Origin of the sequence: Azospirillum lipoferum (assembly GCF_024170005.1) — a bacterium.
In the GTDB taxonomy this organism is placed as follows: domain Bacteria; phylum Pseudomonadota; class Alphaproteobacteria; order Azospirillales; family Azospirillaceae; genus Azospirillum; species Azospirillum lipoferum.
Genome location: NZ_JALJXJ010000009.1, coordinates 91,417 through 116,089 on the forward strand (window position 1 = coordinate 91,417; position 24,673 = coordinate 116,089).

The 24,673-nt window shown below is 64.6% G+C and carries 20 protein-coding genes; 10 read left to right on the forward strand and 10 right to left on the reverse strand.

The window, feature by feature from the left end:
- Positions 1-159 precede the first annotated feature (159 nt).
- The 3 genes from J2848_RS20410 to J2848_RS20420 form a co-directional block, all read right to left on the reverse strand.
- A complete protein-coding gene (locus J2848_RS20410; RefSeq protein ID WP_246194028.1) occupies positions 160-906 on the reverse strand; it encodes a LuxR C-terminal-related transcriptional regulator in 747 nt (248 codons plus the stop codon).
- 162 nt (positions 907-1,068) lie between these two features.
- Positions 1,069-2,508 carry a PAS domain-containing sensor histidine kinase gene (locus J2848_RS20415; protein WP_246194029.1) on the reverse strand — a complete coding sequence of 480 codons (1,440 nt, stop codon included), beginning with the start codon at positions 2,506-2,508 and terminating at the stop codon, positions 1,069-1,071.
- Between the two features lie 255 nt (positions 2,509-2,763).
- On the reverse strand, positions 2,764-5,031 hold the full coding sequence (locus J2848_RS20420; protein ID WP_149233070.1) for a CheR family methyltransferase: 2,268 nt from the start codon (positions 5,029-5,031) through the stop codon (positions 2,764-2,766).
- Between the two features lie 159 nt (positions 5,032-5,190).
- Here J2848_RS20420 and J2848_RS20425 point away from each other — a divergent pair, with 159 nt between their 5' ends.
- Complete coding sequence (locus tag J2848_RS20425) at positions 5,191-6,204, forward strand: chemotaxis protein CheB (RefSeq protein WP_149233071.1); 1,014 nt, start codon at positions 5,191-5,193, stop codon at positions 6,202-6,204.
- Between the two features lie 115 nt (positions 6,205-6,319).
- Positions 6,320-8,614 (forward strand): FdhF/YdeP family oxidoreductase, encoded by a 2,295-nt coding sequence (locus tag J2848_RS20430; protein ID WP_170307137.1) that lies wholly within the window; start codon positions 6,320-6,322, stop codon positions 8,612-8,614.
- 44 nt (positions 8,615-8,658) lie between these two features.
- Here J2848_RS20430 and polA read toward each other — a convergent pair whose 3' ends face one another.
- From polA to J2848_RS20445, 3 genes are all read right to left on the reverse strand, one after another.
- Positions 8,659-11,583, reverse strand: coding sequence for a DNA polymerase I (gene polA / locus J2848_RS20435; protein WP_149233072.1), 2,925 nt, complete (start codon positions 11,581-11,583; stop codon positions 8,659-8,661).
- Positions 11,584-11,687: 104 nt separating this feature from the next.
- A complete protein-coding gene (locus tag J2848_RS20440) occupies positions 11,688-12,458 on the reverse strand; it encodes a response regulator transcription factor (RefSeq protein WP_170307138.1) in 771 nt (256 codons plus the stop codon).
- Positions 12,459-12,577: 119 nt separating this feature from the next.
- Positions 12,578-13,453 (reverse strand): substrate-binding periplasmic protein, encoded by an 876-nt coding sequence (locus tag J2848_RS20445; protein WP_246194030.1) that lies wholly within the window; start codon positions 13,451-13,453, stop codon positions 12,578-12,580.
- Between the two features lie 471 nt (positions 13,454-13,924).
- On the opposite strand from J2848_RS20445, the gene J2848_RS20450 reads away from it, so the two are divergent.
- Genes J2848_RS20450 through J2848_RS20470 form a run of 5 tightly spaced genes read left to right on the forward strand, consistent with a single transcriptional unit; the run spans position 13,925 to position 18,293 of the window.
- Positions 13,925-15,607, forward strand: a complete 1,683-nt coding sequence (locus tag J2848_RS20450; protein WP_149233073.1) for a SpoIIE family protein phosphatase — start codon at positions 13,925-13,927, stop codon at positions 15,605-15,607.
- 19 nt (positions 15,608-15,626) lie between these two features.
- On the forward strand, positions 15,627-16,172 hold the full coding sequence (locus J2848_RS20455) for a SiaB family protein kinase (protein WP_149233074.1): 546 nt from the start codon (positions 15,627-15,629) through the stop codon (positions 16,170-16,172).
- A 20-nt stretch (positions 16,173-16,192) separates the two neighbouring features.
- Positions 16,193-16,567, forward strand: a complete 375-nt coding sequence (gene siaC, locus J2848_RS20460; protein ID WP_149233075.1) for a biofilm regulation phosphoprotein SiaC — start codon at positions 16,193-16,195, stop codon at positions 16,565-16,567.
- A gap of 20 nt (positions 16,568-16,587) precedes the next feature.
- Positions 16,588-17,511: a sensor histidine kinase gene (locus J2848_RS20465; RefSeq protein ID WP_149233076.1), complete on the forward strand. Its 924-nt coding sequence runs from the start codon at positions 16,588-16,590 to the stop codon at positions 17,509-17,511.
- On the forward strand, positions 17,508-18,293 hold the full coding sequence (locus J2848_RS20470; protein WP_149233077.1) for a GGDEF domain-containing protein: 786 nt from the start codon (positions 17,508-17,510) through the stop codon (positions 18,291-18,293). The genes J2848_RS20465 and J2848_RS20470 overlap by 4 nt, the downstream gene beginning before the upstream one ends.
- Before the next feature lie 162 nt (positions 18,294-18,455).
- Here the strand turns inward: J2848_RS20470 and J2848_RS20475 are convergent, their stop codons facing one another.
- Together J2848_RS20475 and J2848_RS20480 are read right to left on the reverse strand one after the other, a co-directional pair.
- Positions 18,456-20,366 carry an AI-2E family transporter gene (locus J2848_RS20475; protein WP_149233078.1) on the reverse strand — a complete coding sequence of 637 codons (1,911 nt, stop codon included), beginning with the start codon at positions 20,364-20,366 and terminating at the stop codon, positions 18,456-18,458.
- 246 nt (positions 20,367-20,612) lie between these two features.
- A complete protein-coding gene (locus tag J2848_RS20480; RefSeq protein WP_149233079.1) occupies positions 20,613-20,723 on the reverse strand; it encodes a DUF3768 domain-containing protein in 111 nt (36 codons plus the stop codon).
- 159 nt (positions 20,724-20,882) lie between these two features.
- On the opposite strand from J2848_RS20480, the gene J2848_RS20490 reads away from it, so the two are divergent.
- Entirely contained in the window at positions 20,883-21,956 is a 1,074-nt protein-coding gene (locus J2848_RS20490; protein ID WP_149233080.1) for a hypothetical protein, read from the forward strand.
- Positions 21,957-21,958: 2 nt separating this feature from the next.
- Positions 21,959-22,432 carry a Panacea domain-containing protein gene (locus tag J2848_RS20495; protein WP_149233081.1) on the forward strand — a complete coding sequence of 158 codons (474 nt, stop codon included), beginning with the start codon at positions 21,959-21,961 and terminating at the stop codon, positions 22,430-22,432.
- A 272-nt stretch (positions 22,433-22,704) separates the two neighbouring features.
- On the opposite strand, the gene J2848_RS20500 is transcribed toward J2848_RS20495, so the two are convergent.
- Positions 22,705-23,175, reverse strand: a complete 471-nt coding sequence (locus tag J2848_RS20500; protein ID WP_149233082.1) for a DUF6641 family protein — start codon at positions 23,173-23,175, stop codon at positions 22,705-22,707.
- 188 nt (positions 23,176-23,363) lie between these two features.
- Between J2848_RS20500 and J2848_RS20505 the strand changes: the two genes are divergently transcribed.
- Positions 23,364-23,558, forward strand: coding sequence for a hypothetical protein (locus tag J2848_RS20505; RefSeq protein WP_149233083.1), 195 nt, complete (start codon positions 23,364-23,366; stop codon positions 23,556-23,558).
- Positions 23,559-23,570: 12 nt separating this feature from the next.
- On the opposite strand, the gene J2848_RS36160 is transcribed toward J2848_RS20505, so the two are convergent.
- Entirely contained in the window at positions 23,571-23,969 is a 399-nt protein-coding gene (locus tag J2848_RS36160; RefSeq protein WP_366520486.1) for a DUF6626 family protein, read from the reverse strand.
- Positions 23,970-24,673: the final 704 nt, after the last annotated feature.

Below are 24,673 nucleotides of genomic sequence, written 5' to 3' on the forward strand. Positions count from 1 at the left end.
TCGGGAGGAGGCGCACGGGTAAGTCCCCTCTCCCCCCCGGGGAGAGGGTTAGGGTGAGGGGGATGCGCGGCGAGGATTCTCGGGAGAGGCACGCGGTGCTCCCCCCTCACCCCGACCCTCTCCCCGGGGGGGAGAGGGGGATTGGGGCGCGCCCCATTGTTAAGACGACAGCTTGATGCCTGCCTTCATGGTGGCGAGGGCCAGCTGGGTGCGGTTGCGCACGCCCAGGCGCTGCATCACCGTGCGCAGATGCACCTTGATGGTGCCCTCCAGCACGCCCAGCGCGCGGGCGATCTCCTTGTTCGACTGGCCTTCCAGCAACAGCCGCAGAACCTCGCGCTGGCGCTCGGTCAGACCGTTGACGGCGTCGCTTTCGCTGCGCACCGAAGCGGGAGCGGAGGTCAGGGCGATGCGGACCGGGCGGCCGTCGCGCGCGGCGGGTGGCGCCGGGGCGAAGATGCCGCCCTCCAGCACGATCGGCAGCGCCTGGTCCAGCACCGTGCCTTCGCAGCCCTTGTGGACGAAACCGCGGGCACCGGCGCGGATGCAGGAGGCGATGACGTTGCCGTCGGTCACTCCGGAAACGACGATCAGCGGCACCTCGCCGGCCGCCTCCAGCATCTCCGACAGGCCGCTGTGCTCGTCGCTGTCGCCCATCTGCAAGTCATAGAGGATGGCGGTGAGCCCCGGTTCGGAGCGCGCCTTGCGTGTGGCCTCGGCCAGCGATCCCGCTTCGACGATCGCGACGTCCTCGTAGCGCTGACGCAAGGCCAGCGCCAGACCGTAGCGCACCAGCGCGTGATCGTCGACAATCAGGAACTTGAGGGGATCGGCGGACAGACTCCGGCGGTCAGACATCAGGTCCAGCTCTGCGGAGCCATGGGCGTGCTGCACGTGATGATCCACGTTTGTTCCCCTTCACTCGTCTAAAGTGCTGTAACCCGTGAAAACTGCGGGCCATGATGCGACCTTAGTGCCACTCGGCGGTCGGGAGATACCGCCCCATCGGAATGCCCTAAGGGTCATGTGTATAGCATCATTCCAAACCGAAGGTGGCAAAGGCCGCCGTCATCGGCGACGCCGCCGCTTGGCCGCAGGAGCAAGCGGAACCGTCACCGAAAAGACCGATCCCCGGTCCGGCCAGGAGCGCAGACCGATCTCGTGACCGAGCCGGCGGGCGAGCCGGGCGACGATGGCCAGCCCCAGCCCGACGCCGCGCGTCTGGTCGCGGCCGGAGTTGTCGAGCTGGCGGAACTCCTCGAAGATCGCCTTCTGGTTTTCTTTGGCGATGCCGGGGCCGGTGTCCCACACCTCGATGCGCAGGCAATCGCCGCAACGCCGGCAACCTATCAGGATCGTGCCGGAGACGGTGTATTTCAGCGCATTGGCGACGAGGTTCCGCAGGATGCGCTCAAGAAGCTGGGCATCGCTGGACACGATCGCCCTGCTTCCCACCATGCGGAAGCGCAGGCCGCGCATTTCCGCCTGGGGCATGAATTCGCCATGGATGATTTCCAGCATCAGCGCCACCGGCAGCGGTTCGATGACCGGCTCCAGAACCCCGGCGTCGAGCCTCGCGGTGTCGAGCATGCCTTCCAGCAGGGTACGGATCGACAGATGCGCCGCCAGCAGCCCGCCCAGGATCGGCCGGTCCGCCTCGCCCAGGCGGTTGCGCAGGACATCGAGGAACAACCCCATCGACATCACCGGCTGCCTCAGGTCATGGCTGGCCGAGGCCAGAAGCTGCAACTTGTCGGCGTCGGCGGCCTGAAGGCGGCGCAACTCCTCATTGGTGCGGCCCAGCTGGATGTTGGCCTCCTCCATCTGCTCCAGCGTGAGGCGAAGTTCCTCGTCCATCGCGCGCAACTCTTCCAGCGAGGCATTCAATTCGAAGTCGGAGCGTTCGAATTCCTTGCCCCGGCGCTCCAGCGCGTTTTCGCGGATGGCGAGCCTTTCCTGGATCGCATCCAGCTGCGCCAGGGAGTCGCGGTAGCGCTCCGTCACGATCGCCAGTTCGCGGTTCTGGCGGTCGATGATCTCGTCAGCCTCGCTCTGGCGCCGTTCCAGATCCTCGATCAGCGTTTGCGCCTGTTCCAGTTCGGCCGACAGCCGTTTCACCGTGTCGGGCACCCGATCCTCCTTCAGGGCCTCCGCCACGCAGATGAAATGTTCGGTCTCGCCACGTGGCCCCACCAGCGGCGTAATGATGAGGCTGCACAGATAGTACCGGCCGCCCTTGTGCCGGTTGACCAGGGAGGCGCGGGTGGCATCCCCCTGGCGCAGGTCGCGCTTGATGGTTGCGGTGACGGCGGGATCGGTGCGCCGGCATTGCAGGAAACGGGGCGAGCGGCCGATGGCCTCGTCCGCCCGATATCCGGTCAGGGTGGTGAAGGCCCGATTGACATAGAGGATGGTCGGCCCCGGAGCGTCCAGGTTGCAGTCGGTGACGATGACCGCATGGTCCAGACTATCCCAAAGGGGCTGCACGATCAGCGGCCTGGCTTTCACGCCAGTGCCCGCGGCCCCATTGCACGCCTTCATTCCATGCGCGTCGGACATTTCGCCCAGCCCCCGCTCAGCACCCCGCCGAGCCACCGTGCATCAAGTTGTCGGGGTAAACCAGCAGTAAGTTCCACCTCTAAACTGTCCAAAGCGGCTACAGTTCCCGCAATATTTCTTTAGGCCAAACTGAAAGACATAGGCCTCGGGTACTTCGATACCTACACCCGGATGCAGTCCCTGATCTAAGCCGCCACCGAACCGTCAGCTTGCCGTGTGTTCCGCCCGGCTGTCGTCGAGACCGATACGCTGCCGTTCCGTCACGTCGTGGGCCAAGGCGACCAGGATCGGCGGCTGTTCCTCGCCGAAATACTGCATGCAAAGCTCAATCGGACGAATCGACTGGTCGGGACGCTCGATCGTCGTCTCGAAGACGATCTCGTCTTTTTCGCCGGACAGCAGCGGACCGACCAGCCTGCCGAAGGCGGCCGCGTCGATGTCGGGCATCAGGTCGTGCAAGGCGATCTGGCGCAGTGCGTCCAGGGAATAGCCGAGCTTTTCCTCCGCCCCCTTGTTGACCAGTTGAAACGTGAAACTGGCGGCGTCGAGGAAATAGACCTCGTTCAGCGACTGGCCGATGATCCGCCCGAGATATTCGGCGAAGGTGTCGGACCTTGCCCGTTCCGTCACGTCCTCGATGATCAGGACGGCGCCACGGGCCGCCCGGTTGTCGTAGAGCAGCGGCGACAGTCGGATGCGGCAGGTGATGCGCCGGCCGCGGCGGTCCATCGCCTCCATCTCCACCGGTTCGGCCGGAGCCTGCGTCTCCAGGATATCGTGCAGCGGACGGCGCAGCCGCTGCACCGGCAGGCCGATGTCGAGGTCCAGGAACGCCTCGCCGGTCACCTCCTCGTTCCGCAGGCCCCAGACATTCTCGCTCCAGCGGTTCCAGGACTGGACGGCCAGAGTGTCGTCCAGAACGATGATGCCGACGTCGATGCTGCGCAGGATCGATTCCGAATAGCGGCGATATTCGCCCGCCTCCTCGCTCTGCCGGCGCATCTCCTCGTTGGCGACCTCCAGCTCTTCATTGGTGGAGCGCAGCTCCTCGTTCATCGTCTCCAGTTCTTCGTTGGTCGACTGGAGTTCCTCGTTGGTCGTCTCCAGTTCCTCGTTGGTGGACTGAAGCTCTTCATTGGTTGTCTCCAGCTCCTCGTTGGAGGATTGAAGTTCCTCGATGGTGGTTTCCAGGCTTTCCTGCGCCGCCTCGATCTCCTGCTGCAACAGGAAGATCCGGCTGGTGTCGAAGAAGCTGAGCAGCGTGGCGAAGGGCTTGCCGTCGCGGCTGTAGAGCGGCGCCACCTCGATGGTCAGCCGGCTCGGCTCGGCCCCTGGCCGGGTGAAGGACTGGTGTTCGATGCGGACCATGCGGCCGGAATTGCGCACCTCCTCGATCCGGCTGCGCAGTTCCGTCGGACGGTAGGAGATCGTCAGGTCGTGGAAGGGCCGGCCAATGTCGGTTTCCTCGACGTCGAACAGGCGCCGGGCGTGGGTGTTGGCGAATACCAGAACCCCTTCGGCGTTCACCGCCAGATAGCCGGTGGAACTGCTGTCGACGATGCTCTCCAGCAGCCGCGCCTGCTGGCTGTTGCGGGAGCCGTTGGCGTCGTTGGCCAGCGACAGGCTGCCGCCGGCGGTGCGCCGCCATTCCTGCGGCACCTTGGCGAAGATGCGGCTTTTCAGGTCGACCGGCTCGAACATGCGGGACCGGGCCAGCTGGGTCTCCGCCTTGCCCAGGAACAGGAAACCGTCATTGACCAGGGCGTAATGCAGCCGCGGCAGGACGACGCCCTGGGTGTCGGCCTCCAGATAGATCAGCAGGTTGCGGCAGATCAGCAGGTCGATGCGGGAGATCGGCGCATCGCTGACCACATTGTGGCGGCCGAAGATCACGCATTTGCGCAGTTCGCGCTGGAAGACATAGTGGTTGTTGGTGCGCTCGAAATAGCGCTCCAGCAACGCTTCCGGCACCGACTCCACGTCGCGCGGCGCATAGGTCGCGTGGCGCGCCGTGTTCAGCGCCGCATCGTCCAGATCGGTCGCGTAGATCTTGACCCGCCGACAGAAGTCCACCGTCCCCAGTGCCTCGGCGAACATCATCGCCAGCGAATAGGGCTCCTCGCCCGATGCGCAGCCGACGCTCCAGATGCGGATCGCTCCCTTGTCGCCCTTGCGTTCCAGGATGCGCGGAACGACCTCCCGCCGCATCACCTCCCACGCCTCGTTGTCGCGGAAGAAGGAGGTGACGTTGATCAGGACGGTGTTCAGAAGATCGACGAATTCCTGCGGATGGGCTTCCAGGAAGGCATGGTAGGCGGCAAAACTGTCGCAGCCGACCTCTTCCATCCGCCGGCGGATGCGCCGTTCCAGGCTGGTCCGCTTGTAACCCCGGAAATCGATGCCGCGACTTTCCTGGATGTGGCGGATCAGATTGGTGAAATCGCTGTCAGGATCGTCGGTCTTCTTGGTCATCGTCTTGCGTCGTCACGGTGTCGGGCGGAGCATAATCGTCTGCCCGCCTCCTGCTCAAGCGGTGTGGAGACCTACGCCCCTTTCGGGAAACGTTGGTAGGATGGGCGGAATTATTCAGAGCATCGTGAGACGCGGCAAGAGCGGATCTGTTGTTGATCCATGGAGAAACGCGACATCATCACCATCGGCGCGTCGGCCGGCGGACTGACCGCCCTCAGACGCCTGTTCGGCGCCATGCCCAAGGATTGCGCGCCGACGGTGTTCGTCGTCCTCCACATCACGCCCAATGCGCGCAGCGTCCTGCCGCTGCTGCTCGACCGGATCGGCTGGCTGCCGGCCTTCCATCCCCATGATGGGGAGCCGATCCGCCCCGGACACATCCATGTCGCACCGCCGGACCACCATCTGCTGGTGCATCGCGACCGGGTGCTGATCCGCCGCGGCCCGCGGGAAAACCGCACCCGGCCGGCGGTGGACCCGCTTTTCCGTTCGGCCGGCGTCGCCTTCGGCAGCCGCGTCGTCGGTGTCGTGCTGTCGGGCACGCTGGACGACGGCACGTCGGGCCTGCGGGCGATCCGCCGCTGCGGCGGGATCGGCGTCGCCCAGGACCCGGACGATGCCGAATGGCCGGGAATGCCGCAAAGCGCCATCGATCGCGGCGAGGCCGATCACGTCTTGCCGCTGGACCGGATGCCTGCCCTACTATCCCGGCTGGCCGCCGAACCGGCACCGCCCAGCCCGCCCGTGCCGTTCGACATTGCTACGGAGGCGCGGATCGCCGAGCAGGAGTTCACCACCGTGTCCGACGACACCCAGACGGTCGGCAAGTCGACGACCCTGTCCTGCCCGGAATGCGGCGGCGGCCTGAGCGAAATCCACGACGGCCCGGTATTGCGCTTCCGCTGTCAGGTCGGCCATGCCTTCAGCCCCGACAGCATGGAGGCGGCACAGGCGGAGGCGATGGAGAACGCCCTGTGGGTCGCCCTGCGCACCCATGAGGACCGGGTGGAGCTGTTCCGGCGGCTGGGCGACCATGCCCGCGAGCGCGGCCAGACCCACCTTGCCGCCACCTGGGACAAGGAGATGCGGGAAGCGCGCAGGAATGCCGAGCTGCTGCGCGCCGTGCTGTCCAAGCCGGAGATGCGGAATACCAGTTCACCGAAGACGCGGTGAGCCGGGAGGGGGAACCGGATGCCGTCCGGCGGGTTGGATTCCAGTGGAACAGCCCCACCACCTCCAGAAGCTTGGCCCCAAAATGCCGGAAGACCACCCCCACGAGCATCGCCCCATGAGCATCGACGGACTGTCGGACGACAAGGACACCCCGCATTACGACGGTCCGGCCGGCGGCTGGGGGTCGGTTGGCTCCATGGCCCGCATCATGGGGGAGGAGCGGCCGACCCCCGCCGTGCTCGACACGCTGCGCCGGCAGAACAAGCCCGGCGGCTTCATGTGCGTGTCCTGCGCCTGGGCCAAGCCGGCCAAGCCCCACACCTTCGAGTTCTGCGAGAACGGCGCCAAGGCGACGATCTGGGAACTGACCAGCCGGCGCTGCACCCCCGACTTCTTCGCCGAGCACACGGTCACGGAGCTGAAGGGCTGGAAGGATTACGACCTGGAACAGCAGGGGCGGCTGACCCACCCCATGCGCTATGACCGGGCCGGCGACCGCTATGTGCCCTGCGGCTGGGACGAGGCCTTCGCCGCCATCGGGGCGGAGCTGCGCGCCATCGACCCGGAGCAGGCGGTGTTCTATTCGTCGGGCCGCGCCAGCCTGGAAACCTCTTATCTCTACGCGCTGTTCGCGCGGCTCTATGGGCACAACAACCTGCCCGACAGCTCCAACATGTGCCATGAGACCACCTCGGTCGGGCTGAAGAAGGTGATCGGCTCGCCGGTCGGCACCTGCGTGCTGAGCGATTTCGACAGCTGCAACGCCATCTTCTTCTTCGGTCAGAACACCGGGTCGAACAGCCCGCGCCTGCTGCACCCCTTGCAGGACGCGGTGAAGCGCGGGGCGAAGATCGTCACCTTCAACCCCGTGCGGGAAAAGGGGCTGGAGAGCTTCCGCAACCCGCAGAGCCCGCTGGAGATGCTGACCGGCAAGGAGACCCGGATCTCCACCCTCTATTTCCAGGTGAAGGCGGGCGGCGACATCGCCGCCATCACCGGCCTGATCAAGCATGTGCTGGCCGCCGAGGAGGAGCGGAAGGCGGAGGGCAGGCACGTCCTCGACCAGGATTTCATCGCCCGGCACACAGTCGGCTTCGAAGAGATGAAGGCGCGGGTCGACGCCATCGGCTGGGAGGAGATCGAGGAGGAGTCCGGCCTGACCCGCGATGATCTCAAGCAGGCCGCCGACATCTACATCGAGGCGGAACGCTCCATCGCCATGTACGGCATGGGCCTGACCCAGCAGGTGCGCGGCTCGGAAACGCTGGCGGCGCTGGTCAATCTGTGGCTGCTGAAGGGCAACATCGGCCGCGACGGCGCCGGCATCTCCCCCGTGCGCGGCCACTCCAACGTCCAGGGCCAGCGTACCGTCGGCATCTCCGAAAAGCCGGAGCTGGTGCCGCTCGACCGGCTGGCCGAGCAGTTCGGCTTCGAGCCGCCGCGCAAGGAGGGGCTGAACACCGTCAAGGCCTGCGAGAAGATCCTGTCGGGCGAGGTGAAGGCCTTCATCGGTCTCGGCGGCAACTTCGTCCGTGCCATCCCCGAGCGCGAGCGGATGGAGGCGGCCTGGACCCGCCTGCGCCTGACCGTGCAGGTGGCGACCAAGCTGAACCGCAGTCACCTGATCAACGGCGAGGTCGCCTATCTGCTGCCCTGCCTGGGCCGGTCGGAGGAGGATATGCAGGAGAGCGGCGCGCAGGCGGTGACGATGGAGGACAGCCTGAGCTGCATCCACGGCTCGCTGGGGAACAACACGCCGGCCAGCCCGCATCTGAAGTCGGAAATCGCCATCGTCGCCGGCATGGCCAAGGCGACCCTGCCGCCCAACCCGAAGGTGACATGGGACGCGTGGGTGGCCGATTACCGCCGCATCCGTACCCTGATCGAGGAGACCTATCCCGACCAGTTCCACCGCTTCAATGAGCGCGTCTTCACCCCCGGCGGCTTCTACCGCGGCAACCCGGCGCGCGAGCGGATCTGGAAGACCAAGTCCGGCAAGGCCCACTTCACCCCGCCGGGCCGGCTGCGCGCCGTCGGCTTCGAGGATGCGCCGGGCCGCTGGCGGCTGATAACCATGCGGTCGAACGACCAGTTCAACACGACGATCTACGGCTATTCCGACCGGATGCGCGGGATCGAGGGCACACGGGATGTACTGCTGATGAACCCGCTGGACATCGCCGCCGCCGGCTTGCGCGAGGGTCAGGTAGTCGCACTGGCGAGCGATGCCGGCGACGACGTCGACCGCCGGGTGGGCGGCCTGACGGTGACGCCCTTCCACCTGCCGCGCGGCTGCGTCGGGGCGTATTACCCGGAGATGAACCCGCTGATCCCGCTGTGGTATTATGACGAGGCGTCGAAGACGCCCGCCGCGAAGGGGGTGCCGGTGCGGATTGTGGCGGAGGGCTGAGAACACGCCCTCTCCCGGGACGGGAGAGGGGATTCTCGCCCCCCTCAGTGCGCCTCTTCCCAATTGTCGCCGATCCCGGCTTCCGCCACCAGCGGAACGCCGAGATGCGCCCCCCCCTCCATCACCTCGCGCACGATCCGCGCGGCGTCCTCCGCCTCCGCTTCCGGCACCTCGAACAGCAGTTCGTCGTGCACCTGCAGCAGCATCCGCGCGCTGCTGCCGGCGGCGGCCAGCGCGCCCGGCATGCGGTTCATCGCGCGCTTCATGATGTCGGCGGCCGTGCCCTGGATCGGGGCGTTGATCGCCTGACGCTCGGCGAAGGCGCGGCGGGCGGCGTTCTTTTCCTGGATGCCGGGCATGTAGCAGCGGCGGCCGAACAGCGTCACCACATAGCCGTGCTGGCGGGCGAAAGCCTTGGTCGCCTCCATCCACACCTTCAGTTCGTGGAAGCGCTCCAGATAGGTCTTGATGAAGGCGTTGGCCTCCCCCGGCGCGATGCCGAGCTGGCGACCCAGCCCGAAGCCGGAGATGCCGTAGATGATGCCGAAATTGATCGCCTTGGCCTTGCGGCGGATGTCCGGCGTCATCTGCTCCAGCGGGATGCCGAAGACCTGGGCGGCGGTGGCGGCGTGAATGTCCAGCCCGTCGCGGAAGGCATCCTTCAGCGCCTGGATGTTCGCCATCTCCGCCACCAGACGCAGCTCGATCTGCGAATAGTCGACGCTCAGCAGCTTGTGGCCGGGCGACGCCACGAAGGCGCGGCGGATCTTCTTGCCCTCCTCCGTCCGCACCGGAATGTTCTGCAGGTTGGGGTCGGTGGAGGACAGGCGGCCGGTGTTGGTCGCCGCCAGCGCGAAGGCGGTGTGGACGCGGCCGGTGACCGGGGAGATCTTCTCCTGAAGCGCGTCGGTGTAGGTGCTCTTCAGCTTGGCGAGCTGGCGCCAGTCCAGCACGCGCTGGGCGATGCTATGGCCCTGCTCGGCCAGCTCCTCCAGCACGCTGCTGTCGGTGGAATAGGCGCCGGTCTTGCCCTTCTTGCCGGTGCCGAGCTTCAGCGTGTCGAACAGGATCTCGCCCAACTGCTTGGGCGAGCCGATGTTGAAGCTCTGCCCGGCCAGGGCATGGACGTCCTTTTCGATCTCGACGAGGCGTTCGGACAGGCTGCGCGACAGGTCGGACAGCGCCGTCTTGTCGATGCGCACGCCCGCCCGCTCCATGTCGGCCACCACCGGGACCAGCGGGCGGTCCAATGTCTCATAGACGGTGACCATGCGGTCGTCGACCAGCCGGGGCTTCAGCAGCGTCCACAGGCGCAGCGTGATATCGGCGTCCTCGGCGGCATAGGCCAGCGCCTTGTCCAGCGGCACGCGGTCGAAGGTGATCTGGTTCTTGCCGGTGCCGCAGACCTCCTTGAAGGGGATCGGCGTGTAGGCGAGGTGCAGTTCCGCCAGCTCGTCCATGCCGTGGCCGTGCGACCCGCCTTCCAGCACGTAGGAGATCAGCATGCTGTCGTCCACCGGTGACACCGCGATGCCGTTGCGGGCGAACAGCTGGTGGTCGAACTTGAAGTTGTGGCCGACCTTCAGGACCGACCGGTCCTCCAGCACGTCCTTCAGGATCGCCATCGCTTCGTCGGTCGGGATCTGCACCGGCGGGGTCGGAGCGTCGAAATCGAGCTGGCCGGCGGCAGCGGCTCCCTCCGCCTTGTGGGCCAGCGGGATGTAGCAGGCAATGCCCGGTTCGGTCGACAGCGAGACGCCGACCAGCGTAGCGGTGGCCGGGGTCAGGCTGTCGGTCTCGGTATCGACCGCCAGCACCCCGGTCTCGCGCGCCCGCTCGACCCAGCGGCGCAGGGTGTCGGCATCCTGCACCAATTCGTAGCGCACCTCCGGCACATGCAGCACGGTCTTGCGGGCCGGACGATCTTCCGCGGCCGGGCTTTCGGCCGGCGCGGGAGACTTCGCGGCGGGCGTGGGTAGCGAACCGGGGGACGGGATCGAGCCGCCGCCGGCCCCATCGGCGATGCGGCCGTCCTTCTGCATCTCCATCTCGACGCGGGAGACGATGCTGCGGAAACCCTGGGCGCGCAGGAAGTCGATCAGCCGCTGGTGGTCCGGTTCGCGCACGCGCAGCTCGTCCAGCGGCTTGGGCGGCGGCACATTCTCATCCAGCAGGACCAGACGGCGGGAGATGCGGGCCTGCTCGGCGAACTCGATCAGCTTCTGGCGGCGGGCCGGCTGCTTGATCTTGTCGGCATTGGCCAGCAGGGCTTCCAGGTCGCCATATTCGGTGATCAGCTGGGCGGCGGTCTTCACGCCGATGCCGGGCACGCCGGGGACGTTGTCGACGCTGTCGCCGGCCAGCGCCTGGACGTCCACCACCTTCTCCGGCGGGACGCCGAACTTCTCGAACACCTCGTCGGGGCCGATCGCCTTGTTCTTCATCGGGTCGAACATGCCCACACCGGGACGGACCAGCTGCATCAGGTCCTTATCCGACGACACGATGGTGACCGGCCGCCCGGCCTCCTGCGCCAGACGGGCGTAGGTGGCGATCAGGTCGTCGGCCTCGAAGCCCTCCAGCTCCAGGCAGGGCAGGCAGAAGGCCTCCGTCGCCTCGCGGATCAGGGCGAACTGGGGCTTCAGCTCCTCCGGCGGTTCCGGGCGGTGGGCTTTGTAGTCGGGATAGAACTCGTTGCGGAAATTCAGCCGCTTGCTGTCGAAGACCACCGCCACGGCTTCCGCCTTGGCGTCGGCCAGCAGCTTCAGCAGCATGTTGGAGAAGCCCAGCACCGCGTTCACCGGCGTGCCGTCCGGCCGCGTCAGCATCGGCAGCGCATGGAAGGCGCGGAAGATGAAGCCGGAACCGTCGACCAGATACAGGCCGCTGCCGTCGCCGCCGGGGGTGGCGCTGCCGGTTGCGGTGGTGTTCTCGGAGGCGGCGGTGGCGCCAGCGGTATCGGCGGTCATGATGGTCTCTCGTCCCTTCCTTGCGGGCGCTACCATCGCCGAAGGAGGGCCGGGAGTCGAGTGCCGAGACCGGGGTAGCGCCCCCCGCCAATGGCCCCTTGCCGTCAGCCGGCGCTGTCCTCCACCGCGCTGGTCACCACCGGGCCGACGAAGGCATAGCCGACGCCGTGCACCGCCTGGACCGGCAGGGCGCAGCCGCTGCGCTCCTCCACCTTGATGCGCAGGCGGCGGACCAGCGAATCGATGGAGCGGCTGTAGGGGTCCCAGTCGCGGCCGGTCAGGGCGATGGAGATGTCCTGGCGGCTGACCGCCTCGCCAGGTGCGGTGACGAGCAGCGAGAGGAACTTGTACTCCGTCGCGGTCAGCGGCACAGCCGACCCGGTCGGCGGCTGGATGCGCCATTCGATGTCGTCGAACATCCAGGCCTTGCGCGAGTCCACACGCGCGTCCGCGGGGGCGGCGGCGCAGGGCGATGCGGGGGCGGGTTCCGCGGCCGGGGACGGGGCGGCGGCCTTCTGCATCCGCCGCATCAGCGCCTTGACCTGCGCCTCCACCTCGCGGAAGTCGACCGGCTTCACCAGATAGACGTCGGCGCCCAGTTCCAGCCCGATGACCCGGTCGATCAGGCCGGACCGTGCCGTCAGCATGATGATGGCGGCCGACGAGCTGGCGCGGACTCGGCGGGCGACCGAAAAGCCGTCCTCATCCGGCAGGTTGATGTCGAGCACGATCACATCGGCCGGCCCTGCCTCCAGCAGCCGGTCCAGCTCCGCGCCACGCGACGCTCCCAACACCTCGAACCCGCAGCGGTCGAGATATTCGACGAGATCGTCACGAAGGTCGGCTTCGTCTTCGACCACAATGATCCGGGCCACGACGCCTCACGCCCCCATGCACATTCGTATGACGTTATATTAAACACCGGAACGGGTTACGCAAACCATATCGGACGAGCGGGATAAACCCCGGCCCACGCAATTCCGGTTCCGATGCCTCACCTTTGGGGCAGATAGCGGTCGCCGACCGTTGCGGCATAGCGGGCGACCCACTCGCGGTCGATGGCGTCGATGCGGCCCCTCGCCGTCATCTCTGCAAGGCAGCGGTCGAAGTCGGCGCGCAGCGACTCGTCGCGGAACACCATGCTGTAGGCGGTGGGCGGGAAGATGGCGGTGAACTGCACCGGCTGGGCCGGGTCGAAGGGCAGGCCGCCGGCCGATTTCGCCTTTTCCTGAAGCTGACGGTTGTATTCGGCGAAGATCAGGCCGTCGGCCAGCACCGCATCCACCCGGCCGGCGAACAGCAGGTTGGAATGAACCATCTGGTCGGCGCGCTCGCGGAAATCGCCGAAGCTGGGTATGGCGGCGCGCAGGCCCGGCAGCACGTCCGGCGCGCCGGAGAAGGTGATGACGCGCTTGCCCGCCAGATCGGCCAGAGACTGGACGTTCAGGCCGCTGCTTTTCAGCACCGACGCCCCGTTCTGATAGAGGATGTAGGGGGCGGAGCGGGCCCCCGGCATCTCCACGCCCGCCGGAACGGTGGAAACGGCATCCACCTGCGCGGTGCTCTGGCCGCTCCCTTGGCCACTGCTCCGGACGCTGTCGCGGTAGTCGTTCCAGTGGCGGCCGAAGGGCACCACCTTGAAACGCGCCTCGTGCCCGCAGGCGGCCAGCGTCTCCCTGATGATGGTGGCCTCGCGCCCGGTGCCGTCGGCGCTGACCATCGGCGGCAGTTCCGGCGCCAGCACGGTCACCGGGCGCGCCGCAACAGGCAGCGCCATCCCGGTCAGAGCGGCGAGGGCAACCCCGCTGACGGCGGCAAGGCGGGTCGAAACGATCCGCGGGGCACCGAATGCACGAACACCGAACGCCATCCCTCGCACTCCCCCATGAATGCCGCTGCAACCACCGGGTTTCCTCGAACGCGGCAGTATCGGAAAATAGCATGGGCAGTGACGCGGGCGTCCACGGGAAAAGCCCGTGTCCGGTAAAGGCTTCAGCCGTTTGGCAGCGCCGATGTTACACTTCGTCGCAATTGGACGACATTGGTCGCCGACGGTTGCCGGTTGTTCCCATTTTCCTGGGCGTTCCGACAATGAACGAAATCATTGCCCAATGTTATTTCACGACTGACCAAACCGACTGTGCTATCTGTAGGCTCATCCGCCACATGCGTCATGCCCGCCGGCCGGTTCGATGACTGTCGGCATATTGCACGCAAGGGTGGATTTACTGAAGAACATGGGACTACCGCGGTCCCGGACGACCGGACCGGGGCTGTATTGAAACCCGCCATGAATACGGTGAACACCGAACGCCCGAACGGCAGGGTCAGGAGGATGTGGATGAGCGTCACGGGATGGGACGACACCGAATCCTATACGCTGCGCGGCGCCGGCCCCCGCGGCACGGGTGACGAAGCCGCCCGCGCCGGCGGGTCGTCGCTGCTGACCCGCGTCATCCTGATGATCGTCGGCTGTACGCTGCTGGTCGGGCTGATCGCCATGGGCGTGTCCTCCATCCTGGTCGGCCGCCAGCAGCGGGACGCGCTGACCCACCGCGCGACACTGGTCGGCACACTCCAGGCGTCGGCCATGGGACAGGCGGTGTGGGAGTTCGACACCCGTGCGGTGGAGGCGATGATCCGCGGCCTGATGGCCGAGGATCCGGCGGTGCGCAGCGTCAAGGTGTGGGCGGCGTCCGGCGGCCGCGGCGGTCATGGCGAACCGCTGGTGGCGCTGGAGCGTCCGGCCGGCCGGGCGGAGCTGACGACGGTCGAACGGCAGATCGCCATCTCCGGCGGCAACGGCGAACGCACGCTGGTCGGCCTGCTGCGCCTGACCTACTCGCTGGAGGAGGCGGAAAGCGCCACCATGACGGCGCTGGCGCCGATGGCCGGTCTGGTCTTCTTCTCGCTGCTCGCCGTCATCGGCATGATCAGCGTCCTGCTGAACCGGCTCGTGCTGGCGCCGCTCGCCCGGCTGACCCGCTCGGCCGGGGCCATCGCCGCCGGCGACTACCGCGTGCGCCTGCGCAACAGCCGTGCCGACGAGATCGGGCAGCTGACCGTCGCCTTCAACCATATGGCCGAAACCGTCCGCGACTATACGGAGCGGCTGGAGCAGCGCGTCGCCGAACGGACGGAGGAACTGCGCCAGTCCAACGACCAGCTGGCGGTGGTGAACCGGCAGGTGATGGACAGCATCCAGTATGCCAGCCTGCTGCAATCGGCCATCCTGCCCGACGAACGGGAGATGGCGCGGCATCTGGACGGCGTCTGCGTGCTGTGGCGGCCGCGCGACGTGGTGGGTGGCGATTTCCACATCTTCCGCGCACTGGAGGACGGCCGGTTCCTGATCGGCGTCGCCGACTGTTCCGGTCATGGCGTGCCCGGCGCCTTCATGACGATGACCGTGTCGGCCATCCTCGACCATGTGCTGTCGGAGACGCCGGACAGCGATCCGGCGGCGATCCTGGGCGGGCTGAACCGCATGGTGCGCGCGGCCCTGGCCCGCGGGCGCGACAACCCGCGCTTCGACAACGGGCTTGACATCGGCCTGTGCCTGGTGCGGCCGGACCGGGGCGACCTGCTGTTCGCCGGCGGCCGCATCGGCCTGCACATCGTCGATCCCGGTGCCGAAACCGTCGGCGAGGTGAAGGGCGACGCGCAGAGCCTGGGCTACCGCCGCTCCGACATCGGTCACCGCTTCACCACCCACCGGGTTGAACTGGTCCCCGGCCGCAGCTTCTACCTGACCACCGACGGCTTCCTCGATCAGGCCGGCGGCGCCCGCGGCTTCGGCTTCGGCAACCGCCGCTTCAGCGCCATGCTGCTGGAACACGACACGGCCCCGATGGCCGAGCGCCGCACCGCCTTCGCCCAGGCCCTGGCCGAGCATCAGGGTGAGCGGGCGCAGCGCGACGACATCACCCTGGTCGGCTTCACCGTTTCGCCGGCCGTCGCGGCGTCAGCCATTGCAGGGCATGGCGCTGTCGAAGCATCCTCATCCCACCCCGTCCACCCGTAAAGCAGGTCGTCAAGGCACGATGAAAGGCAACGAACTCTTCAACCTGCAGGAACTGCTGTCGCGGCAGAAGCTGCTGATCTGCTTCAGCGGCCCCTTCAGCCACAGCGTCATCGAGGAGCTGGGCAAGGCGGTCCGCAACCATCTGGAAAATGAGCGGATCGAGAAGTCGGCGATCATGGACGTCTTCTCCGTCTATGTGGAGCAGGCGCAGAATGTCCGCAACTACACGACGTCGCGGGAAACGCTGGGCCGGCCGATCCCGGCCAACAGCGGCATCGTGGTGATCGGCAAGGAGGACGACCATTATGTCGTCAGCTCCGGCAATCTGGTGGAGGCGGACGACGTCCCCGGTCTGTCGGCGATGCTGGAGAAGCTGCGCGGGCTGGACAAGGCCGGCCTGAAGGCGGTCTACAAGGAACAGTCGCGCAAACCCCGCGAAGCGGGCGCCAGCGGCGCCGGGCTGGGGCTGATCGACATGGCGCGCAAGGCCACCCGGCCGCTGGAATATTCGCTGCGCGCGGTGGACGACGCCTATTATTTCTTCAGCCTTGAAGTCCAGCTATAAGAATTTATGGAACACGCATAATGGAAAAATTGCGGATCGAAGCATCCTCCTGCTCTCCCCTGATCGATTTCGATCCGGCGGCCGGGCTGCTGCGCATCGACGGCGAATCCTATCCGGAGAATTCCTTCGATTTCTACGCACCGGTGTTCAGCTGGCTGGAGGAGTATCTGAAGGATCCCGCCCCGGCGGTGGTGCTGGACATCGGGCTGAGCTATCTCAACACCAGCAGCATCAAATGCATGATCGACGTGCTGGAGATGCTGGACGGCGCCCACCAGAAGGGTCGGACGGTGTCGGTGCGCTGGCATTACGACAGCGACAACGACCGCGCGCTCGACATGGCCGAGGAGTTCGCCGAGGACGTGTCGCTGCCCTTCGAAATTCTGGCCCACTGATGGCGCACTGAGCACCCGGAATGACGATGCGGTCGCAGGAACAGGAGCTTCGTCAATGGGTTCAGCGGCTGGCCGAGGATCCGGCCAATGCCGGCAACCCGCTGCTGGCCGAATTCCAGATGCTGGCGGAACGGCACGGCAAGCTTCTGCGCCAGTTCCGCAAGATCGCCAAGATCAGCGACCGGCTCCAGACCGAGACCAAGGAGATGGCGCGCCAGCAGCGTCAGTTCGTGCTGATGGTCAGCCACGAATTCCGCACGCCGCTGGCGATCATCGACAGCGCCTCCCAACTGCTGGAGCTGGAGCCGAAGCTGCCGGTCTCGGCGATGCCGCGGGTGGGCAAGATCCGCAACGCGGTCCAGCGGATGCTGCATCTGATCGAACGCTGCCTGACCCACGACCGGCTGGGCGCCGCGGCGGCACGGCCGACCGCCTTTGACCTCGCCGCGATGCTGACCACGCTGGTGTGCGAGATGGCGGCGGCGGTTTCCAGCCACCGGATCGAGCTGCATGGTGCCGACCGGCCGGTGCCGATCCCCGGCGACCGCGACCTCCTGGCCGTCGTGTTTTCCAACCTGCTGGAAAACGCCGTCAAATATTCACCCAACGGGGGGACGATCCGCCTCGACCTCCTGACCGGCGGGGAGGCCGGCGAGGGGCAGGTGACGGTACGGATCACCGACGAGGGGATCGGCGTCAACGCGGCCGATGCGGCGCGGCTGTTCGACAAGTATTTCCGCGCCTCCAACGCGGCCGGAACGACCGGGGCCGGGCTCGGCCTCCATCTTGCCCGCTGCATCGTGGACACCCATGGCGGCGGCATCTCGGTGGCGAGCGAGCCGGGCCGGGGATCGGCCTTCACCGTCCGGCTGCCGGTGGCGCGTGCCACGGCGCCGGCGGTCGTTCGGGTGGAGGCGGTTCCGGTGACGGAGACGTCGTCATGACCGGCGGCAACGGGGGTGGCAACGGCGATGGCGGCATGGCGCTGACGGGCTTGCCCAGGCGCTGGGCCTTGCGGCGGGGAACGGTGGGCATGATGCTGCAGGAACAGAAGCTTCAGGACTGGCTCGCCCGTCTTGCCTGCCACGAGGAGTATGCCGGCCATCCTCTGATGGACGAATTCCGCGCGCTCGCCGACGAACACATGAAGCTGATGCGGCAGTTGACCAAGATCGCCAAGATCAGCGACCGCATGCAGACCGACACCCGCCAGATGGCGCGGGCCCTGCACGCCGCATCGCAGACCGATCCGCTGACCGAGCTGCCCAACCGCCGCCACATGATCGAACGGCTGGAGGCGGAGCTGTGCCGCGTCGGCCGCAACGGCGGCGGCTTCGCGCTGATCATGCTGGACATCGACCATTTCAAGGAGGTGAACGACGCCTTCGGCCACGCCGCCGGCGATTTCGTGCTGGTGGAGACGGCCGACCTGCTGCGCCGGAACCTGCGCGGCCACGACCTGTGCGCTCGCTGGGGCGGGGAGGAATTCCTGATCCTGCTGCCCGACGCCGATCAGGTCCAGGCCGAAGCGGTGGCGGAGAAGCTGCGTCAGCTCGTCGCCCACCATCCCATCGTCCATCAGAACCACGGCATCTCCGTCACGCTGAGCCTGGGCGTCGCCGCCTATCACCAGGGCCGGAGCGCCGACGCCTGCATCCAGGCGGCCGACGACGCGCTGTACATCGCCAAGCGCGCCGGCCGCAACCGCTGGGCGGCGGCTGCCTGAGATTCCTTGCGGGGATCCCCCTCTCCCCCGCTCACGCGCAAACGAAGTTTGCGCTGACACGACAGGCGGACCTGTGGTCCGCCGAAAGCGGGGAGAGGGTCGGGGTGAGGGGGATGCACTGCGTGGCCATCCCGAGAATCCTCGCGGCGCGCGCCCCTCACCCTAACCCTCTCCCCGGGGGGGAGAGGGGATTTTTTCGGCTTCGCGAGACGGCACCGCCGTCGCGCCGATGTTCAACTCCTCCAGCTGCGCCAGGGCGCCGGCCATGCCGGTGGCGACCAGATTGGCGTCCGTCTCGGCACTGGCGCGCTCCGGGACCTCTGCCTCCGGATGGGCGCTCCACAGGCAGAGCAGGATCGGCACATGCGGGCCGAAATGCAGGCGCAGGCGGCGCAGCATCCGCCGGCAATGGCCGAGCGCCGACGGGTTGAGCGAGGACAGCACGACGGCATCCACCCCGGCGGTGCCGAGGCTGGCGATGGCCCGGGCCGACGCCTTCTCGCACGGGATGACATCGGCACGGATGCCGCGGCCGGCCAGCAGATAGGCGAGAAGCCCGGCCGCCGCCTCGTCCAGATTGTTGCGGGCACCGACGCAGAGCACGCGTAGCGCGGCGTCGGCGGGGACCGTCGTCTCCGTCAGTTCGTCCAGCAGGCTTGCCATGCCCTCGGCCACCGCCTGCCGTCCGTCCGGGTTCAGGCTGCCGCGCTGGCGGTCCTGTTCGGCCAATGACAGGGCGGGCAGCAGCAGCCCGTCGGCCAGTTCGACGGGAGTGGATTTGCCGAGCCGTTCCTCCGCAAGCTCCGTCGCCTCGGTGGGATCGCGGGCCAGCAGGCGCTGGTACACCTTCGCCTCGTCGGGCAGGACGGGGCGGTCGCCCAGCATCACCTCCAGGAAGTGCAGCTGCGGCACATGGCGGCCGAGCACCACGAGGCAGACGGTCAGCGGCGTCGCCAGCAGCAGGCCGACCGGCCCCCACAGCGTCGTCCACACCACCGCCGCAATGATGATGGCGAGCGAGGACAGACCGGTCGCCGTGCCGTAGAGCCAGGGCTCCACCACATTGTTGGAGAACAGCTCCACCGCCACGAACAGGGCGATGCACAGCAGCGGCAGCGTCCAGCCGGTGTCGACCGCGAAGGACAGCAGGATCGGAAAGGCGGACGCGATCACCGGACCAAGGAAGGGGATGAAGCGCAGCACCGTCGCCAGCAGCCCCCACAGCAGCGGGTTCGGCACGCCGAGCAGCCAGAGCCCGACGCCGATCGGCAGCCCGTAGGTCACATTCACCACCACCTGCATCAGCAGATAGCGGCTGACCCGCTCACCGGCGTCGTTCATCGCCTCCGTCGTGCGGCTGAGATCGCCGGAGCCCACCAGCCGGATCAGGCGGTCGCGCAGATCCTCCCGCTGCAACAGCATGAAGATGGTGAAGACCAGCACCATGCCGGCGGTGGCGACCGGCGTCATCGCCGGGCCGAGCACCCGGCCGACGAGGTCGAAGACGCCGGTGTCGGACTGGTCGATGCGGACCGGCACCGGTTCGCGGTGCGGTGGTGCCGTCGGGCTGGTCTGCGGCGCGGGGGCGCCGGACTGCTGCCCGGCCGGTGCAGCGCCGGCGGTGGCGCGTTCCAGCTCCTGCTGGAGATCGCGGAAGGCGTCGGTGGCCTGCTTCAGCGCGCCGCGGTCCCCGGCCGACGCGGTGACGCTGCGCAGGGACTCGATCTTCGTGTGGATGTTGCGCTGGTAGGCCGGCAGGTTGTCGGCCAGATCGCCCAGCTGGCTGCCGACCACCGCGCCGAAGCCGATGATGGCAAGGAACAGCAGAACCACCACCGCCAGCACCGACGGCACCCGGCCGAGACGCCAGCGCTCCAGCCGGCTGACGATGGGCGTCAGCACGAAGCCGAGCAGCACCGCCAGCGCGATGGGCATCAGGATGTCCGCCGCCACATAGAGCGTCACCACGATCAGCGTGATGATCAGCAGGATGGTCTGGGTGGAGGCGGGGGGAGCGGCCTTCGTCACCGCGATGGGGCGTGCCTGCAGCCGGCGGGCGGTGTCCTCGGCCATGGTCGTCGGGCTTTCCGGAAAGGAGAATGCCCGACAAGAACACCGGCCCTGCCGGCACGTTCCCTCGCCTGCCCTGCCGCGGCGGCGGGGCCGGCCGAACCGTCAGGGAAGCGGCTGCTGCTGGGTGATGCAGTGGCTTACTCCACTGAAAATAACCCGCTGTTTTCACCACACTTTTCAGCCCGCTTTGGCAGTTCGCAACGTGTTCGCAACATTGCGGGCGCGAGCCCAGAAGCAGTACAGTCCCTAATACTCGTCTGCCAGCATGATCGTCAGCACCCGCACGCATGAGCTGGGATCGGCGGCATCAGACGATAGATAGCTCATTGTGGGATAGTAGTAGTTGATCTTCCACATGACGCCTCAAGGACCTCCGGCGGATCGCAGCCCGCTATGAACGATCCGCCATCAATTCCAGGGTAATCGTCCACATCGCGGCAACCGCAACCTACTGGCTATGAACTCGGACTCCAGTAATAGGAGAACTCCATATCGCCTTCATGAACCCAAGTGTGATTGGCTACCCTGATCACTGAAACCCGTGTGCGGATTACAGGTACGCTCCATATATGCGGCTTGTACCATGCGGCTATCACACGGGGTTGCGCTTCGCAAAAATTTTTGCTACCTGCTCATCATATCAGTGAGGTGCATATGGTAGACGTTACGGACGATACGCAGGTTTATCAGCGTTCTTTGGATAGCGATATCGGGCGGATCAAATCGGCTCTGCTGCGGCTTGGTCGCTTCCACGACCGCAATTATTATTGGATGAACCCTCTTTTCACGGTTTCAACAGCCGTCTTTGGGTCTTTTGCAACTTACGATTATAGTAAGTGGGTGCCATCGAGTGTTCTTGGGAAGATCGCTCATGATATTCTTTCTGAATACATTGCTTTTATAGTTGTACTGTCTGGGACGGTCCTCCTCATATCCTTGATTAGAAGGCATATAGAACAGAAGACAATAGATCAGCTTGAGACTGACAATATAGAACTTCGTAACAAGGTCGAAACGCTGTCGGATCGGATCGAAGAGTATCCACAGAACGTACATGCGGTCCTCAAAAGCATTCTTTACCTTATTGGGAATGAACTGCAGTTTGGAGCGGTTGACAAAAACTGCGAGCGAATTTCGCTTCATGTCTACAACCCAGCAAGGCAAAATTTCAAAGCCTGCGGTGTTTGGTCACCAAATCCTAAATACGATTGTCACGAGCAGCTGACCTGCACAGCGCACAAAGGTTTTGTGTCCAAGGTTTGGGAACAAGATTGGTACTTCGACGATAAATTTACGGGAAATAGCAAGATTTACAACAATCGCCAGGCAAATGAATACGGCTATACAAAAGAAGAGATTAATCGCCTCATAATGCGCTCCAAGGTTTATGGTGGATTAAAGATATTTGATCCCGCGCATAAAGAAGCGTTGGCGGTAATATTGGTTGAGTCAACCACTAATGCACGGTTCTCTGAAGAACAATTAAGGGGCAAGCTGGCTCAGCAGTCACCTTACATTTCTGAAATGATTACGTTATTTCGTAGTTTTCTACTCAGTGATGCAGTTAGCGCGCAGCACGAAGGAGTGTAAAAATGGCTAAACTTTCCGATGTGCTAGCGTATGTTTTGGGTAGTTACCCTCATAAGCACGAGCTCTCAAATGCGCGTGTGAACAAAATTATCTACTTAGCCGACTGGCATCATGCGTTGAACTATAATCAGCAGATAACTCCAATATCCTGGTATTTTGATAATTACGGCCCTTACGTCGACGACGTTAAGGTGACCGCACGCAAGCATCCAGAAATTTTTAAGACGGAAGAGACATCAAATTTCTATGGAAATCCAAAGCTTTCCTTCTCTCTAATTTGCGACAAGCCCGCTAGGCTCACCGAAGCAGAGCGAAAATCATTGGATTTCGCCATAGAAAAAACGAAAAAGCTATATTGGGATGACTTTATCAAACTAATTTACTCCACACATCCTATAGCCTCCTCCCCCCGGTACTCCACTCTTGATCTTGTCCAAAAGGCGAAAGAATATAGAAAACTCAATAAAACTACATAATAAGCTCCAACGATTTAGTCAAAGGTTCCTTGACTGCCATGACGATTTAAAAGTACTTGCAATACAGTTGCGAAGACACCCGGTTACCGGTAGCGGATGCGCCAATTCTGATGGAGAGTCCGCTATCAGCTTTTCGGGTCTCTGACCTCTCTACTCCATCATAATGGCCATGCTCCTGCCCAGAATGAACGTTGTGAGCAGGTGCCAAGCCCAACCAGCCATCAGCCAATGGTTGGCGCGCATGAACGCTATGGAGGTCAGGTGATGGCTCCTTACTGCGGCGCCTTGGCGTGCATTTTTGTCGCTGTCGGCTTTCTTAGTGTACGCTGCCGTCGTGCAATCGCCTCGGCCATTGCCTTGTCGAGTTCACCCGCTACCACCGCCCGCTTGATCTGCTCCAGCGTGGGCAGCAGGTTGTCCATCGCACCGACCGTGATCGCGGCCTTGCCAGGCTTGAGTTCGAGCGGCCTGTTGCCGTAGTGAATATGGAGGTGGATCGTTCCCGCCTCGTCCTTCCACCACCAGGGCCGGAACCGCACCGGCACGTCGCGGCGTTCCTTCGTGCCATTGACCTCCACCCACCGGCCGACCCGGCGGATGAACACCTCTCCTTTGATCGTCGCCGTCGCAGCCTCGATTTGAAGGGCCAGGGCATCGAGCAACTTGTGGCGAGCGGTGCCGACTGGACTGGTGTCGATGCGCTTCGCGGTGCTCGTCAGCGTCAGGCTGTCCATGATGCTCATTGACGTTCTCCATACGTTCGATATTCGTATGGTAATGCCCCGGCAACGCCACTCAACACCAAAGGTTGAGCCAATGCCTCAAATCTCAAAAAGTTCGCTTCACCTGACGTGAAGCGCTCCGTGTCGTATTGAGCTAAATACACGTGCTACTCGTGTAGTAGCTCCACATTCACAGAAGGAGACCATACATGGACAAGACATATATCGATGACATCCAGAAAATCGATGCGGACTTAGCAATCCCAACCCAGCCCGGAAGCACGCCTCTGCCAGAGGAAATCATGAAAAATCTTGAGGCGCGCGTTCACCTCATCCCGCGTCGATGTGCCGCCAACACTGAATTCGCACGCCAAGCGCGCCAGAAGCGTAACCAGTGCGATTGATCGTCAAGGCTGCTACTGGGCAAGCACGGAGGTGGAACGCACTGCGCGGCGACGTGGTGTGCGGCAAAGACTACGCTGGTCAATGTCGATCCACACGGCGTCTGCACAATGCCGTAGGCGGGTAGCTATCGCCGAATGCGGGTTGAGTTCCACCAACGCGGTAGAGAGCCGCTTCAATCGAAGCGCAAGGCTCGTCAACACCTGTATGCTGGGGGTACGACCAGTAGCAAGAAGATTGCTGTAATAGCGACTGCTGCATCCGAGCCACACGCGGCTAAATTCAACCTGGGACGAGCAGAAGCTGTTAGACAAGAGAATGTTGTAGATATCGCTCAACACTTTTTCACCTTTATGTAATTTTATGTCGAGCACCGCTGTGTGCGGCGCATAAATACTTATCGAAAAGCACATATCTGGACTGTATGGCGGTGAGGTTATCCGCTGTGTGGAAGGACCGGCGGGAGCCGATAGGAACACACGAAGGCCGAGAGGAGAGTAGGCCAGCCCACCAGAAGGGCACCGCAAAGTAACCCCTGTAATGGCACCAACCTACCCAGGGCGGTCGGCGGTATAAGGTGGCTGGTAACGGTCCCGTAAATAGGACACCCCTGCTGAAGGCAGGGCGACAAATGACGGTGGCTCTGTGATGACACCATAACCACCACCCACGCGACGATCACCTTCCGGGTCGGCGAGTGGCACCGAAACTGGCGTGAGCCAGGGAATGAGAGGATGGCAGGAAATCGGGTTTCCGCCTGCTGTGAATGCCTCGACGGAAGGGGCGATGACGGCTTTATACGCAGAACGAACAATTCCCCCCTGTGATAACCGACAAGCACATATGTGCTTCACTTCAAGTGAACGGCTATCACAGGGGGGAATGTGCTCTGTCCAGCATTGACGCAGGACGAGAGATTTGAAGACACCACGTTTGGTGGTTTGCCGGACGAGTTTACGAGGCCGAGAAACCACCAAACGGTCGCGAATGCGTGAGCGTTCGCGCATTAAGCTACAAACATTATACGGAGAAATAAGATGCGGCTACACGAGATTATAGGTGTATCAGGAGTTGAAGGGCATCAGAACCTCAGTGAGATCGGGCCTTCCGATACGGC